The sequence below is a fragment of the Kiloniella sp. genome (assembly GCF_965205715.1).
Lineage (GTDB): Bacteria > Pseudomonadota > Alphaproteobacteria > Kiloniellales > Kiloniellaceae > Kiloniella.
Genome location: NZ_CBDBHW010000013.1, coordinates 1033248 through 1048427, shown reverse-complemented (window position 1 = coordinate 1048427; position 15180 = coordinate 1033248). Strand labels below are relative to the sequence as shown.

Here is a 15180-nt window from a genome sequence, read left to right as displayed (position 1 = left end):
TGATCGAGAATTAAGTGCCGAATAGAAGTACGCACATTTAAATTAACCGGAGAACCTCTGCCGATGACTATCCGAGCAATAACCTTCGCCCTATCGTTTATAGCTCTTCTCGCAAGCCCAATTGCACCAAGCTTCGCGGCTGGCAGTGATGATGCTGGCTGGGCAGTGACCAAATCCCCTGATTTGAAAGTCGCCGTGGATCTGATCCGCAGTGAAAAGTATGATGAGGCGCAACCCTATTTGCAAAAAGCACTCGCGAAAGAACCGAACGACGCCGACACATACAATATGCTTGGCTATAGCCAGCGGAAAATGGGCAACAAGGAAGTCGCGCTGGGTTATTACACCAAGGCACTCGAAATCAACCCGCGACACCGCCGCGCCAACGAATATCTCGGCGAGCTTTATCTTCAACTAAATCAGCCTGACAAAGCGAAAGAACGCCTGGCTGTGCTGGATAAAAGCTGCTTTTTTGGCTGCGATGAATACACCATGCTGAAAAAAGCTATCGAAACCTACGAACAAGCCCAATAAGTATAAATAATTAAGTTGTAACGGATAAAGCGAGAGATCAAATCTTCGGGAGATCTTTTGCGCTTTCCAGTGACCAGATATCCATGCCATCACTGCGACCCCTGACTTGAATGTGTTGGCGCGGGAAAGCATTAAGGTCGACCTTGGCTATCTTTGCCAAGGGTTCAGAGACGACCAATTGAGATTTCAATTCCTTAGTCATGCCTTCCAGCCGACTGGCGGTATTAACAGCATCGCCAATCGCGGTGATAGAAGTTGCCTGCCCCCAACCGAGTTCTCCCACGATAACCGCGCCGGTATGAACCCCAAGACCTATGCGGAGCGGTTCCGGCAGTTCGTGGGCAAGATGCAGGTTAAGTTCATCCAATTTCTCTGACATTGCCCGCGCGGCCTTCAAGGCGTTGCGACACCCCGTTTCCACCCCCCGGTCGATCCCAAACAGGGCCATGACACCATCGCCGATAAACTTATCCAATCGGCCTCCAGATTCTTCTACCGCGGTGCCCATTGCTTCAAAATAACGATTTAACAGAAAGACCACATCATAGGGGAGTTTCTTTTCTGACAGGGTGGTAAAACCCCGGATATCAGCGAAGAGGATAGCGATCTCGCGTTCTTGACCCTGGGCTATGGAACTGTGTTGTTTTCGAGCAGCCTTAAGGCCGCTTTGTGCTGGCAATAGCGGAGTGATCTCGACATCCGCCACCGGATAGGTTTGACAGGCCAAACGCATGTTCTCTGATGCCTTGATCCGCTGGAGCACTTTTTCTTCGTCAAATTCGGCACTTGGCAGGCGATCAAGGCCATTGCCAACGCGCACCCGACAAGTGGAACATCGGCCCTTCCCGCCACAAACGGCCGCATGAGGAATACCGTTTACAAAGCTAACGTCAAGCAAGCTCGTGCCTTTAATGGCGCGAAAAGATTTACCGTCAGGGTAGAGCACCTTAAAAGTTCCCTGCCAACGCTGAATGGCATAACGCACCCACCTGCCGATAAGAACTAGGGCAATTAAAATAGCAAGGCCGATTTGAATATTGGTTTCCAGCCTGTAGATATCTCGGGCCTCATCAGCCGTGGGAAGCTTGCCGCCAGAGAGAAACGCTTTGACCCAAACCGGATCAGAGGCCAACTGGATCAATTCAAGGCTGGCGACGTAAAATCCAGCTAGAGATAAGGTTGGAATAACCACAGCAAGGGACAAAGCCACTGGTTTAAAGCGCTCATACCCCGGCTTGTACCGGAGCCAATAGTGCAGCCCGACACAACCGTGCACCCAGCCAAGAGCAAGCAAAATAACCTGACGATAGGCATTGTCGATATCCCAGATCACGACAGAATAGAGCATGTAATAATAATTGTCTTCGACCCCAAAGACTTCATGGGCGAAGCGCGTTCCCAGAATATGCAAGACCAGGAATAACGGGATAACCAAACCGGATAGTAACTGGGCCAACTCCCAGAACCGCATGTGTAAATGCTGGCGCTGATATACTCCCCACAACGAAAGGACCATATGAGAAATCAGAGCCAAATATAAAATCGGCGTGCCAATCGCGCTGCGCCACACGAGAATGAAAACTTCCCGTCCCGCGTCCATCATGGCAATGGAATGAAGGCCCAGGGCATGATTGAGGAGATGAGTTAGAATATAGAAAAAGAGGACAAGTCCACCGTATAAACGGATCTTTCTGACCATACTGGGCGTACCTTTTCCCTACCTGAAGAAAAGGCGTTGGCCCGCCTTTTCAATTTTATATTTCACACAAATCTCTTAAACAATACGGATTTTGTCGTGCTGGTTACAAATTTTTGTCGCAAAAGAGACGAGTGGTTAATTGATTTGTGCGTAGGATAGACGGTATTAGATGTGATATCCAGTCTCAGTATTGTGCGAGTATTTACAACGTGAAGCCAACATTGACGCGTGAAGAAAGAGCCGCCCGAAGACGTATTCGGAGAGAGAAGCTTCTACAAGAGCTCGACACCTCAATCCCTTCTCCCTGCACATCAGTTTGTCAAATGGATGACCTTACCCAGCTCTGCATCGGCTGTCATCGAACCATCGATGAAATCCGCGACTGGGTTATTATGACCAAGGACGAAAAGAGCAACCTACTGGAAATGATTAATCAACGAAGTACTGGCATGGTCGCTTAAAGGCACCTGTTTAGCTATTTCGAGTTATCATTGATTTCTTCGCGAAGATAACTATTCGTTATCCTTGAAAGATCTCGCGCTAATTGAGCAGGGTCAGAACTCAATGCCTTTTTGGTTATGCAATAGCCTTCAAAAAATGGAATCAAGACATCAACAACCCTGCTGATCTTATGATCATCCATTGGTTCATGTAGCTGGCCAATTGTATCGCAAAGAAACGAATGCGTTTTTTTGTAATAGCTCATTAATGCGTTTTCGATTTCTTCATTGCGTTGAGCAAGCGCCCATAGCTCTTTAAACACAATCGAACAATCATCAAAACTGTCGTGGGTGAGGATGTCCCAAAACATCCGCTCTAGCTGCTCATCATTTGGAACTTGTTTGGAACTCGTCTGCAGCCAATTTTCATTGAGATACTGATCAAGAAATCCATTGAGCAGAGCAGTTAATAGATCTTCTTTTGTCTTATAGTGATACTGGAGATTCCCAAGGCTTATACCTGCCAGCTCTGCGACCTTTCGCATCGACAAGTTCTCGCCCCCACCTTCGATAAGCAAAGACATTGCGGCTTTTGATATCGCCTCTTTTTTTGCCTTATTCAGCTGCTCTCTGGTTTGTTTCACACTATCTTTCATTTATCCCTAGGCTCTCGTTTATCCGTAGGTTCTCATCGTTCATTGGGCTCTCTTTAAACACTAATAACAGAGCTCTCAATACTATGCAGGTTAAACTTACGACAATTTTGACAAGTTGACCTCTTGTAACCTAGGTCATTCGACCTAAATAATTTCATTCTTATAAAACAAACCAAGAGGGAAGTCATGAAAGGCTTAGTCGTCCAACAAAAATCAAAAATCACCATGGAATACAATTTGGAAAAACCGTCCCCTTCAAAGGGTGAGGTTCTTATCAAAATACACAGTGCCTCGGTTAATCCTTATGATCTGGAGAGTGCCGCTGGTAATTATGATGCCTATTTCAAAGAATATGGTTTTGATAAACCCGTTCAGACAGGATTGGAGTTCTCTGGGACCGTTGAGAGTATCGGAAGCCAATTTAAAATTGGCGATCCAGTATTTGGCTACGTCCACCTTATTACTGGCTGGAAAACTCATGCTGAATATATTGTCGTTCCAGAAACTTATATCGCCCCTAAACCACCCTCTCTCACCTTTGAACAAGCTGCAGCGGTGCCCCTTGGCATCATGACCTCTCTCGCGGTGTATGAAGATTTAGCACCAAATAAATCAAATATGAACGTCCTGATCATTGGTGCCTCTGGCGGCGTTGGAATCTACGCGACCCAAATAGGAAAATTACTTAATCACCATATAGCAGCTGTAGTTAGCAAGGGGCATTCAGATTTCATAAAAAAACTGGGTGCCAATGAAAGCTATGAATACAACAGTTTTGACATCACAGACCTAAAGGAAAAATACGACCTTATTCTCGACCTATCGACCCGACTAATCCTTGAGGACTGCCAGGACAGATTATCAGATGATGGTATATTTATCCCTGCCCTGCCAGATGACCACAATGGTGGAAATTCAGAAAATAAGCAGGTTGGCTATTTGATGGTAATGCACGGGCACGGAATAAAGCTCGCCCAATCAACCAACTGGATAAATGCCAACGATCTCGTTCCGGTTATCGAAGCAAATTACACTTTTGATCAATATTCAGAAGCCTTAGCGCACCTTGAACAGAGGAATAAAAAAGGACGTATCATTATGACATGGCCTGGATAAAAAGCCGGATCTATGCACGGAGTGCTAAAGGCCCCAACAAGCCCCCCACTCCGTGCTCCCAACTCCTGATCTAAAAGTTTGCTTTCAGCCGGCGGAATTAATAATTACTTGATATCCTACTCGCTATAATTCCTGTGCTTGCTGAGCATGTCGGGAGAATAACATGAGACTGAAACGTTTGTTTTCTATCGTGTGCATTTTCAGTGTAGCGAACCTCACACCACTGCAATCCCTCGCGGACCAAGACGTCGTTATTATTGGCGATGATGGCTACGCCCCCTTTTCTTATGTTGAGGACAATCAACCCAAAGGGATCTATGTTCGAATTCTCAGGGACGTTTTCAGCCAATTAGAAGGCTATAAGGTCAACCTTAAAATGTTGCCATGGAAACGGGGACTTCGGCAGATAGAAACAGGCAAAGATTTTGCGATATTCCCGCCCTACTACTGGCCGGAAAAGCGGCCCTATATCGCCACCTACTCGGAACCTTTACTTCTGGAACAAGTGGTTGCTATTTGTCACAAGAAAGTCCTGGAAAAAGCGCGCGACAATTGGCCCACCGATTACAAAGGGCTCAAAATTGGTACAAATGATGGATTTCTCACTCCTGGGCCCGCATTTTTCCAAGCCGTAAAAGAGAAAAAAATCTCCCTTATTGAATCAACCAATACCCGCAAGGGTCTTCGGATGCTCCTGGGCCGGAGAACGGATTGCTATGTAAATGCTGAGATGTCTATTAGGTGGGGACTATTACGTTTACGCCGTGCCGGACTTTATGATCTCGGGCTTGATCAGCTTCGCTTTGGAGCCGTGGTAGATGCCAAATGGGCTTATATTGGTTTCACTGCCGTCAATGAAGGGGCTTATCCGTACAGGGAAGATTTTATAAAAAAAATAAATAATGTTATCCGAAAGATGAGGGAAACCGGTGCAATAAACAGAATTGTCGAAGGTTTCTTTGAGTACTAGGCAATATTTCTTTGCCTATAGATAACCATTTCCTCCCTAAATACGGCCCCGAAATCGTTCCAGGTATTCTTGATTTTTATCAAATAATGCTGGGCAATTGCTCTAGATCAATTTCCTTATAGTAAATCTTCTCCATAACGGGCTCTTATCCTACTAACCAGGTCTGAATTATGGTCAAGATAGCCCCGCGCCCACACCGTTCCGAACTCCTTATGCCTGCGGGTTCCCTGGAGAAACTCAAGGTCGCAATCCTTTACGGCGCCGATGCGGTTTACCTTGGCACACCTGATATGTCCTTGCGGACCAAATCCTCCTTTACCCTCGAAGAAGTGGTCGAGGGCGTCAAGTTCGCACACGATCACGGCAAAAGGGCTTATCTGACCCTCAATCTTTTTTCCCACAACAAAGATATTGAGAAGCTACCACTGTTCATTGAAACAATACGTGCGATCCAGCCAGATGGGGTCATTATCGCTGATCCCGGCATTTTCAATTATGTGCAACAACACGCGCCCGATTTGGAATTACACATATCAACCCAAGCCAATGTCTGTTCTTGGCTCTCGGTCGATTTCTGGCAAAAACTGGGCGCCAGTCTTTGCGTCCTTGCCCGTGAAGTTACCTACGAGGAACTAATTGAGATTCGGGAAAAATGCCCTGACATAAAATTGGAAGCCTTTGTCCACGGTGCCATGTGCATGACCTATTCCGGTCGTTGCCTGCTGTCCAATTTCATGGCCGAACGCGGGGCCAACCAGGGCAACTGCGCCAACAGCTGCCGATGGCACTACAAAGTCCACATGAAATTTCGTGATGGCACCGTGAAAGAGCTCAACCTCAGCGACGAAAACATGGAGCTATTTGAGTTCTTTTTGGAAGAAGAATGCCGCCAGGGCGAGTTAATGCCCATCGAAGAAGATGACCGCGGATCTTATATATTAAACTCCAAAGACCTGTGCTTGATGCCCAAATTGGATGACTATCTTCGCATAGGTGTTGATTCTCTCAAGGTCGAAGGCCGCAATAAAAGTGCTTACTACGTTGCCGTCACTGCCCGGGCTTACCGTCAGGCCATAGATGACTGGTATAGAGATCCTGAGAACTGGTCGCCAGAAGTCTATATGGAAGAGCTCTCAACAGTTCCTAGCCGGGGGTACACTTTCGCATTCCACGAAGGTAGGCTCGCCAATCACGCCCACAACTATGAACACACCAAGACCTTTGCAGATTATGAATACGCAGGATACGTCGAAGAGATCACAGATCGGGGCGTTCATGTTGCGGTGAAAAACCGTTTGGAAGCCGGTGATGTCCTCGAACTTCTACCACCAGGATCTCTCCAAGCGATCCTCATTCGGTTGTATGAATTTGAAGACGCCAGAACGGGGCGCAAGAGCGACGTGGTCAATGCCGGACAGAAGCCTGTCATTCTTATCCCCTGGTCCCTGTTCGACAGAGAAGACGCCGATAAATTACGAAACCAACTTTGCCCTCAAACCATAATCCGTAAAGAAAAGTCTCTGACCAAAGCCGAATGGGATCGTCTCAAACTTGACGCCACCGCGCAGAGGATCGAGCTTGGCACCGGGAGTAATGATCTCTACGAAAGACAGCGCGACAAACTTCAACAATCCATTTTTGAGGAGAACGGCGACCGTATCCCCAAAACACCCCGAATTGGTACCAGTGGTTGTTGTGGCCGTGGCTGTAATGGTTGCATGATTTTTTGGCACGACCCCATATACGAAAAAGCCCGTAAATTACTCGCTCAAAAAAAGCAGGGGGAAATGTTCGATAGGGACATGCGCGAAGAGCCCGCTTAAAAATTGAAATAGCGACAACCCGTATCCGCAACTTTTACGCTTAAATTAAACCCTTTGTTAGCCTTTTTGATCGACACTGCCCCGACAAAAAAATCCTAAACAATGGTAATGCCACAAAACACCAATCCAAGATGGCAAACCATAACAAAACAAACATCGGGTAAGAAAAACATGCGTTTAGCCTTCCACAGCTTAAGCTTCAGGCTTGTCGGCCTGACAGCCATCATGGTCATTCTCGGCTTTGCCGTTCTGATCTCCTTCTCAACCTTCAGCCAAACTCAAAACGCGCAACAAGATGCAGAACGTTATCTCACCAGTCTGGCGAAACAATACGCTTTGGACGTGCGTATCGATATTGAAGAAGCCCTTGTTGCCGCTCGTGGCATGGCGCACTCCATAGAAGGCCCTTTACGAACAGGCTCTACTGATCGCAATAGTTTTGCCCAGATCGTCGAAAATACCATCCGCCGTTATCCAAGTTTTGTTGGTGGGGCCATTGGTCTCGACAGCAACATTGGAGGCAATGACGCAGATGTTGCTGGCAAAGGTTACAACGACAAAATCGGCCGCCTTCTACCTTACTTCTATCAAGACGGCAAAGGTGGTGTCGCTTGGGAACCTTTGGCTCTAGGTGGCGATAGTGGTTCTGAGCTTTGGTACGACTTACCAAAGACCACCAAACAAGAGGTCATTACTGAGCCTTACGTCTACCCGGTAAACGGTGAAGATGTGGTGATGACGACGGCGACGGTTCCGATTTTCGATGCCCAAGACAACGCAGTTGGTGTTGCCACCACAGATCTCGCTCTCAAGGACATTCAAGTCAGACTTTCAGAGCTCAAGCTTTTTGAAACCGGAACCGTATCCCTGATTACAGATACCGGCATGTGGGTATCCCATCCAGACGATCAAAAACTGGCAACGTTTGAAAAAAGTAAAGCAGCTGAACCGGTTCTATCTGCCTTGAAATCTGGGAACGGTTACTATGGCAACATCGATGATCCGGCCTTTGGCGGCAATCGCTTTGTCTCGGTTCATCCTATTCGGTTTGGTATGGCTGATACGGTCTGGGGTATGGTGGTATCCGCACCCGAGAGTGAGATCATGGCCACTGCCAATGAATCGCGAAATTTAATGATTATCATATCACTTCTCGTTGTTGTCGCAGTCATTCTTATCAATGGTTTGATTGGCACCAAAGCGATGTCTTTGCTGAGCCAGGTGACAACAAGCATGCGTAAACTAGCCGACGGCCAGACAGATCTCAAAATTCCAGGCAAAAATCGTCGCGATGAAATTGGAGAGATCGCCAACACCGTTGAAATTTTCCGTGTTCATGCTCTGGAAAAACAGCAGCTAGAAGACGAGCAACGGCAGATGCAAGAAGATGCTGCATCAGAGAAAAAGGCAACCCTTGACCAAATTGCCAGCCGATTTGAACAAGGCGTGAGTGGCTTGATCTCTGACATTGAATCCTCTGTTATCGATATGAAAAGTTTTGCTGATAATATGAACGGCATGGCCCAGCAAACAAAAACAAGATCCTCCGAAGCTTCCCAATCCACGGAAAATGCCAATGAAAGCTCTCAGGCTGTTGCGAGTGCCTCAGAACAGTTGGCGGCATCTGTGGGAGAGATTGGACGTCAAGTTGGCCAAGCAACGAGCATTACCAATGAAGCCGTTGGCGAGGCCCGTCGTTCCACCGAAAACGTACAGTCATTGGCTACGGCAGCTCAGCGTATTGGCGAAGTTGTTAAACTGATCTCTGACATTGCAGAACAAACCAACTTACTTGCTCTTAACGCAACAATTGAGGCCGCCCGTGCAGGGGATGCCGGGAAAGGTTTTGCCGTGGTTGCCAGCGAAGTTAAATCACTGGCAACACAAACCTCCAATGCCACAGGTGAAATCGAACAGCAGGTTCTGGCTATTCAGACTGAAACCAATAATGCCGTTGAATCAATTGGACAGATCAGCAGTGTCATTGGTCAGATCGATGAAATCAGCACCGTCATTGCTGGTGCCGTAGAAGAGCAAGGCGCTGCTACGCAGGATATTTCCTCAAAAATTCAACTGGTTGCCACTGGTGTGGGATCCATTCGCGAGAGCATTACAAGTGTTGATCAGGTATCAGAGCAGACAGATACTGCTGCACGTTCTGTCGTCGACACCATCGCAAATCTGGATAAAAAGGTTCAAGCACTCAACGAAGAGGCCAATCGATTAGTTGGCGAAGTACGTACGGCTTAAACCCGAAAAAATCTTTTAAATACAACTCTCAAACAAAGAGGGCCTGTAATAAATGCAGGCCCTCTTTTTATTTTCCTGATCTGAAAGTTCAATTTTTATCTCTTAGCTAAGCAGTTTAGCACTGACTTCCTTGGTTAGCTTTGCGGCAACCATGGCTGTCATTCCGACAAGGTCGCGGTGAGGGTTAAGTTCGACGATATCGGCACCGATGAGGTCAGCATCAAGTTTGTGCAGCGCATTGAGCAGATCACGTACAGACATACCGCCGGGCTCATGATGTGACACCCCGGGTGCAAACGCAGGGTCGAGCACGTCCAAATCGATCGATAGATAGAGCGGGCCATCAAAATCAAAAGTGGTATTCGGGGTCCAATCCTTCATCGAGATGATCTCGACGCCAAAGCGTTCGGCTTGTTCTTTCTGGTGTTGATTAAGAGTCCGAATGCCAACCTGCACCAGCCGCTTTACTTGTCCTGTTTCCATCGCGCGTGCAAAGGGACAGGCATGACTATCTCTATTGCCCTCCATCTCATCATAGAGATCTGAGTGCGCATCAAAATGCAGGATATTGAGGCCAGGATATTTTTTTGTATGTGCACGAATAAGAGGCCCGGATACAGAGTGGTCGCCGCCGATACTCAACAGCTTGGCACCACGGCCGATAATATCAGATGCGGCGGCTTCGATTTCGCCAATGGAAGCTTCAGTACTTGAGAAAGCTAGGTCGCCAAGGTCCTTCCATCGCGGCTCCGCCCCGATGTCATACCCATTTTCACTGGTTAGATTGGCAGAGCCACAGTGTAAGGCTTCTCGCATCCTATGAGGGGCCAACGCGGGGCCCGTCATATAAGAAGAGTTATGATCCAGGGGAAGGCCCAGAACTGCCAAATCACCTTTTGTAATATCCTGAATTTTTGTCATCACTTCTAACCCACCAACATTCGTATAAAATATAATGATGCAGCATCGCGATGATATCTTCAGTCGTCAAGAGTTGTGAATTTGAGATCTGTTCTGTTGCCTGTTGCCCTTAATCCTCGTTGTGTTCAAATGGATCTTTTTTGAGTGTTTCGCGATATTTGAAATAACAAAAACCGATAAAAACCAAACCTGCACCGAGCAACCATGGGCTTTCGGCAATAAAGCCATTTATGATCAAAACCGCAGAAACGACAGCAAGTACAATTGCTGGTCCATCTTTCCGATCACCACATATAAGGTTCCAAAACTTTCGATCCCTCAAGAGCAACGTATTAAATCGCCCGGTGATTATAAGTGTTCCGATACAGACCAGCATTCCCAGGCTGATTATACCCGCAACGGTCAAAGCTTCCTTCAACAGAATTGACACCTCTTCCCCCTTTAAAGGTTCATTCTGGGAAGCAGCTTATAAGATAATCCCAAATTCTCAAAATCTGGCCGGAATGAAACTATTTTAATATTTCACCTAAGCGAAGGGATGTGAGGGAGTTGTTAGTGTTTCAATTAAAAGCATGCCTCCAATGAGGATGATGATAATCCCCCCTGCCACAGAGACAAATCTCCCCACGACACCTGCGTGTATACCCATTTCATCCAAAGCCTTAATTAGGGGGTAACGCGCCCCCCGCGCCACAACAGCCAAGAAGGAAACGGTTATTCCTGTGCCAAAGGACATGGCGACCACTGCGGCCAACCCGCCAGCCCAATGCCCAAGCACAAAAGCTAAAATCAAAACCAGGAGTGCCCCGGTACAAGGCCTAAGGCCTACAGCGAGAACAATACCAATGAGGTCTCGCCACCGCTTTATTTTTGAGATCTGATCTGCTGAAGGCATATGGGGATGAGAGCAGCATTTTTTTTCGTGATCGTGTTCACTATGATCACATTCAGCATGCACCGGGTAGCGAAGACCACGCCAAAATAAGACCAGCCCAACCACAAGTACCGCGCCATAACTAAGAGGTTCCATCACATCTTCGGCTGCAAGTGACGCACTACGGACACCACTTTCAATCACAAAATAAGACACACCAACGATGATGATTGCAGTTAAACCCTGCATAAAAGAGGACGCCATAGCGAGGGCTATCGAAGGGAGGACTCTGGTATCTGTTGTCAAAGTGTAAGCTGCGATCACTGCCTTGCCATGGCCAGGACCAATGGCATGAAAGACCCCATAAAGAAAACAAATCCAGATAAGGTATAGAATAGAATCATAACTTATATCATCTCCCAGAGCCCTGACACCGTCCCCCAGAAGAGCTGAGAAAGTACGTTGCAGATCCCGGACTTCAACCAGAAATCCACCCCATAAGGAAAGTTCCTCAGATTGGAAAAAACCGAAGCTTTTGCCGAGAATAAAAGTGGCAAAAAAAATAGCTCCAAAGCTTATCAAAAGTACCCAAAACCGTTTTGTCAGAGGCCTCTTCATTGGCAACTCACCCTTAGGCTCTGTGCAAATATTGATCCCAGCTCAGGATTTTCGGCAACCTCTTCGTCGCTAAAGCTCAACTCCGCCAAAGGAGTCTGATTATTTTCATTATCGAGAGGATCAAGCATTTCATACTGACAAGTATTTGAAGACTTCAAAGCATCATCTTTAGGTAAGAAAGAGACAACGCCTTCTTTAACAAGTTCGATTGCAACAAAGTATGAAGGGTCATACATCCGTAATTCGATCGTATGTGCCACCGCTATTGGTTGTTCCAACATCAGTTTAAACCGGAGTAACAAACGATCATTTATCAGAAGACTCTCTGTTGTGATATTATCCTTAAAATTCAAACCTTCCCCGGTTTGATTACGTGCATCCAGGAAAAAATCCCACTCTGCAAGATTTTGGACCGCTTCCTTTGCAAAAGTCAGGAGCTCATTTTTTTCCACGTCCCCGTTTTCATCCTTGTCTAAATCAGGCAAGAGGGTCGCGGTATAAAGATCATCAAATATCCATACGGGCTCGATAGCAACGATCTGGCCGTAATCATTTTTATGGATAAGAACGGCGGCATCAACCCACACATGTGGATGTGCAGTAGCCTTGGAAACCCAGGACAAGCTTAAGGTTATTAATAGCAAGCTTGTAGACAGTAGTTTCACAAGAAGACCCGGTCCCGGAATTTCTCTCACAACAACCTCATATAAATATAACTCTAACTCGACTTTTAAATCGAGCATGAGTTAGAGTTATATTATAACATACCAATGTTCAATCTTAATCTCAGAAACTATTCCCTCCCCATTGAGGAAGCCCGCATTTTCAACGCGGCAAGCTCTGATGCTTTAGCATAGTGGTTCGACTCTTTACGGTAATCCGTGAAGCTGTCGTAAATCTCTTTTGCCAACGGGCTGGTCTCACTGATCTCAACCAAGCTCTCTTCTGAAGCTGTGTAAAGTGCCTGCATGACATCTTCAGGGAATGTCTTGAGCTGCACACCCTCTTTCGCCAGCAGCGGGGCAAAGGATTTCACATTACCATAGGTAAAGTCGGCATAACTTTCATTTGCAGAAGCCATAACCGCACGCTTTACAATTTCCTGTAGGTCGCCTGGCAGGGCTTCAAAAGCCTCTTTATTTACAGTCGCTTCCAATGCTGGGCCGATTTCATGGAAAGCAGGCATATAGTAATAATTGGCAACCTTGTAGAGACCAAAGGCAATATCATTCCAGGGTCCTACCCATTCAGCGGCATCCACTGTTCCGGACTGCATCGCTGAGAATATTTCTCCTGGAGGAAGAAGTACCACGTTAACCCCAAGTTTGCGCATCGCTTCCCCACCAAGACCCGCGATACGCATTTTGATACCCTGGAGATCAGACAAGCTATTAATTTCTTTTCGAAACCATCCCCCGGCTTGCGGTCCAGATGACCCAGCGTAAAAAGGCAACACCCCAAAAGGCTCGTAGGCGCGTTGCCACAATTCCTGCCCGCCACCGAAGTAGAGCCATCCGGTATATTCAGCTACGGTCAGTCCAAAAGGAACACCGGTAAAAAAGTGGAATGCTTTGTCTTTGCCCTGCCAGTAATAGGGAGTTGCATGCCCCATCTGAGCAACACCACTTGAAACGGCATCAAAAACCTCAAATGGAGGAACCAATTCTCCGCCGGCATAAAGCTCAATCGTTAAACGGCCCCCAGACATGGTGGTGATCATTTCCGCGAGCCTTTGGGCGTTCACACCGACCCCAGGGGCATTCCGAGGCCAGCTCATGGCCATCTTCCAGACGATTTTATCTTGTGCCCTCGCAAGAGAAGGCGCAGCTAAGCTTGCTCCGGCCCCAAGAGTAAGCGCACTGAGCGCTTGACGTCGGTTCATTTTCTTTGAGTTTTGATTATTGTTTGGATTATGCGACATGATTGGCCCTGTGTTTTATTGGTAAGTCACTTTAGCTTCTCCCGCATAAGAGGCAACATCGGAAGAGGGAAAGCTGTAATAAAACACGTACCAAATTTATTCTGACAGGCCGCTTCAAGCAGCATGAGAGGATTTGCTTACCGGTGCCAAAAAGAAAATCGAAACTGTTGCGATCAAGACCATTGCAGTCGAAACGATAAGGCAGGCAACAAGACCATAATATTGGAACACGAGACCAGACAATAAGGTTCCGGCCAGCCGACCAATCGCATTTGCCATATAATAAAACCCAACGTTTAGCGCGACTTTATCATGGTCAGAACAAGCAACAATAAGATAGGAGTGCAACGAAGAATTTACCGCAAAAACAAACCCAAAAATCAAAAGCCCGACCAGAAGGAAAACATGGGCCAGAGCGAAGTCCAACCAAAGACCATAGGCAAGGATAGCTGGAACGACAGCCAAAATCCCGCCCCACACTCTGGCTGCAACAGCCCCACTATGAGCATCCTTGATACGTTTGGTAAAGCGGGGAACAAAGGCCTGAACAATACCATAGCCAATCACCCAAACTGCCATAAAGGCACCCACTTCATCAAAGCTCCATCCCATGGCTGAATAGAGAAAAACCGGAAGGCCAACCACAAACCAAACGTCACGAGACGCAAACAAGAATACTCGTGAGAAAGAGAGAACGTTGATTTCCTTACTCTTGGATAAGAGTTCTTTGCCTCTGATTTTCGCCTTAACCCGCCCCATACCTTTATCAACAACAAGGCGTGTCACAATAAACACCAATCCCAGAGCCATGGCCATAGACCAAAGGGCAACCTGAAATCCCAGCGCCTGAAGGAGCACGCCCCCGAGCAAAAAGCCCAACCCTTTGAGCGCATTTTTTGATCCAGTCAACAAGGCAACCCAGCGAAAAAGAAGGCCCTGCTCCCCCTCCTCTTCTTTCACGACTATCTTTACAGCCGACTTTGAACTCATCTTGGTTAGGTCTTTGGCGATACCGGAAAGTGCCTGCGCGCCCATAACATAAATAATGGAAAAACTCATGCTCCAGGAATCTTGCAACCCAGACAGTAACAAAAGAGCAAAAACCTGAATCCCAAGTCCTAAAAAGAGTGTGAGCCGCAAACCAAATCGTGCAGCTATCCAGCCACCAACAAAATTAGTGAGTATCCCCATCGCTTCATAGAGTAAGAATAAATACGCCAAATCGAGAGGGGTAAAACCGAGACGATGAAAGTGGAGCAGGACAAGCATCCGCAAGGCTCCGTCCGTCAGAGTGAAGCCCCAGTAGGCAGCTGTCACCGCACTATAACTGCGAAGGTCAGACATAATCATATACCATG

The 15180-nt window shown here is 47.0% G+C and carries 14 protein-coding genes; 6 read left to right on the top strand and 8 right to left on the bottom strand.

What is annotated here, in order from left to right; genetic code table 11:
- The first annotated feature begins 63 nt into the window (after positions 1-63).
- A complete protein-coding gene (locus ACOGW3_RS16365) occupies positions 64-534 on the top strand; it encodes a tetratricopeptide repeat protein (protein ID WP_419903957.1) in 471 nt (156 codons plus the stop codon).
- Between the two features lie 37 nt (positions 535-571).
- Here ACOGW3_RS16365 and ACOGW3_RS16360 read toward each other — a convergent pair whose 3' ends face one another.
- On the bottom strand, positions 572-2233 hold the full coding sequence (locus tag ACOGW3_RS16360) for an adenylate/guanylate cyclase domain-containing protein (RefSeq protein WP_419903956.1): 1662 nt from the start codon (positions 2231-2233) through the stop codon (positions 572-574).
- Between the two features lie 146 nt (positions 2234-2379).
- Here ACOGW3_RS16360 and ACOGW3_RS16355 point away from each other — a divergent pair, with 146 nt between their 5' ends.
- Positions 2380-2694: a DUF1289 domain-containing protein gene (locus tag ACOGW3_RS16355; RefSeq protein ID WP_419903955.1), complete on the top strand. Its 315-nt coding sequence runs from the start codon at positions 2380-2382 to the stop codon at positions 2692-2694.
- Positions 2695-2708: 14 nt separating this feature from the next.
- On the opposite strand, the gene ACOGW3_RS16350 is transcribed toward ACOGW3_RS16355, so the two are convergent.
- Positions 2709-3329, bottom strand: a complete 621-nt coding sequence (locus ACOGW3_RS16350) for a TetR/AcrR family transcriptional regulator (protein WP_419903954.1) — start codon at positions 3327-3329, stop codon at positions 2709-2711.
- Positions 3330-3515: 186 nt separating this feature from the next.
- Here ACOGW3_RS16350 and ACOGW3_RS16345 point away from each other — a divergent pair, with 186 nt between their 5' ends.
- The 4 genes from ACOGW3_RS16345 (at position 3516) to ACOGW3_RS16330 (ending at position 9488) form a co-directional block, all read left to right on the top strand.
- Positions 3516-4445 (top strand): NADP-dependent oxidoreductase, encoded by a 930-nt coding sequence (locus ACOGW3_RS16345; protein WP_419903953.1) that lies wholly within the window; start codon positions 3516-3518, stop codon positions 4443-4445.
- 163 nt (positions 4446-4608) lie between these two features.
- The gene (locus ACOGW3_RS16340) at positions 4609-5415 is read left to right on the top strand and encodes a substrate-binding periplasmic protein (RefSeq protein ID WP_419903952.1); all 807 of its coding nucleotides are present in this window, start codon (positions 4609-4611) and stop codon (positions 5413-5415) included.
- Positions 5416-5585: 170 nt separating this feature from the next.
- A complete protein-coding gene (locus ACOGW3_RS16335) occupies positions 5586-7238 on the top strand; it encodes a U32 family peptidase (protein ID WP_419903951.1) in 1653 nt (550 codons plus the stop codon).
- A 171-nt stretch (positions 7239-7409) separates the two neighbouring features.
- On the top strand, positions 7410-9488 hold the full coding sequence (locus tag ACOGW3_RS16330; RefSeq protein ID WP_419903950.1) for a methyl-accepting chemotaxis protein: 2079 nt from the start codon (positions 7410-7412) through the stop codon (positions 9486-9488).
- A 102-nt stretch (positions 9489-9590) separates the two neighbouring features.
- Here the strand turns inward: ACOGW3_RS16330 and speB are convergent, their stop codons facing one another.
- From speB to arsJ, 6 genes are all read right to left on the bottom strand, one after another.
- On the bottom strand, positions 9591-10409 hold the full coding sequence (gene speB / locus ACOGW3_RS16325; RefSeq protein ID WP_419903949.1) for an agmatinase: 819 nt from the start codon (positions 10407-10409) through the stop codon (positions 9591-9593).
- Positions 10410-10518: 109 nt separating this feature from the next.
- Positions 10519-10839, bottom strand: a complete 321-nt coding sequence (locus ACOGW3_RS16320) for a hypothetical protein (RefSeq protein ID WP_419903948.1) — start codon at positions 10837-10839, stop codon at positions 10519-10521.
- A 96-nt stretch (positions 10840-10935) separates the two neighbouring features.
- On the bottom strand, positions 10936-11901 hold the full coding sequence (locus ACOGW3_RS16315) for a nickel/cobalt transporter (protein ID WP_419903947.1): 966 nt from the start codon (positions 11899-11901) through the stop codon (positions 10936-10938).
- The gene (locus ACOGW3_RS16310; protein ID WP_419903946.1) at positions 11898-12644 is read right to left on the bottom strand and encodes a DUF1007 family protein; all 747 of its coding nucleotides are present in this window, start codon (positions 12642-12644) and stop codon (positions 11898-11900) included. The genes ACOGW3_RS16315 and ACOGW3_RS16310 overlap by 4 nt, the downstream gene beginning before the upstream one ends.
- A gap of 50 nt (positions 12645-12694) precedes the next feature.
- Positions 12695-13783 (bottom strand): TRAP transporter substrate-binding protein, encoded by a 1089-nt coding sequence (locus ACOGW3_RS16305; protein WP_419903945.1) that lies wholly within the window; start codon positions 13781-13783, stop codon positions 12695-12697.
- 153 nt (positions 13784-13936) lie between these two features.
- Positions 13937-15166, bottom strand: a complete 1230-nt coding sequence (arsJ, locus tag ACOGW3_RS16300) for an organoarsenical effux MFS transporter ArsJ (RefSeq protein ID WP_419903944.1) — start codon at positions 15164-15166, stop codon at positions 13937-13939.
- Positions 15167-15180: the final 14 nt, after the last annotated feature.

Bases quoted from the DNA above. Each gene is read 5' to 3' on its own strand.
- ACOGW3_RS16365 (WP_419903957.1), top strand. From the start codon at position 64: ATGACTATCCGAGCAATAACCTTCGCCCTATCGTTTATAGCTCTTCTC.
- ACOGW3_RS16360 (WP_419903956.1), bottom strand. From the start codon at position 2,233: ATGGTCAGAAAGATCCGTTTATACGGTGGACTTGTCCTCTTTTTCTAT.
- ACOGW3_RS16350 (WP_419903954.1), bottom strand. From the start codon at position 3,329: ATGAAAGATAGTGTGAAACAAACCAGAGAGCAGCTGAATAAGGCAAAA.
- ACOGW3_RS16345 (WP_419903953.1), top strand. From the start codon at position 3,516: ATGAAAGGCTTAGTCGTCCAACAAAAATCAAAAATCACCATGGAATAC.
- ACOGW3_RS16340 (WP_419903952.1), top strand. From the start codon at position 4,609: ATGAGACTGAAACGTTTGTTTTCTATCGTGTGCATTTTCAGTGTAGCG.
- ACOGW3_RS16335 (WP_419903951.1), top strand. From the start codon at position 5,586: ATGGTCAAGATAGCCCCGCGCCCACACCGTTCCGAACTCCTTATGCCT.
- ACOGW3_RS16330 (WP_419903950.1), top strand. From the start codon at position 7,410: ATGCGTTTAGCCTTCCACAGCTTAAGCTTCAGGCTTGTCGGCCTGACA.
- speB (WP_419903949.1), bottom strand. From the start codon at position 10,409: ATGACAAAAATTCAGGATATTACAAAAGGTGATTTGGCAGTTCTGGGC.
- ACOGW3_RS16315 (WP_419903947.1), bottom strand. From the start codon at position 11,901: ATGAAGAGGCCTCTGACAAAACGGTTTTGGGTACTTTTGATAAGCTTT.
- ACOGW3_RS16310 (WP_419903946.1), bottom strand. From the start codon at position 12,644: ATGCTCGATTTAAAAGTCGAGTTAGAGTTATATTTATATGAGGTTGTT.
- ACOGW3_RS16305 (WP_419903945.1), bottom strand. From the start codon at position 13,783: ATGAACCGACGTCAAGCGCTCAGTGCGCTTACTCTTGGGGCCGGAGCA.
- arsJ (WP_419903944.1), bottom strand. From the start codon at position 15,166: ATGTCTGACCTTCGCAGTTATAGTGCGGTGACAGCTGCCTACTGGGGC.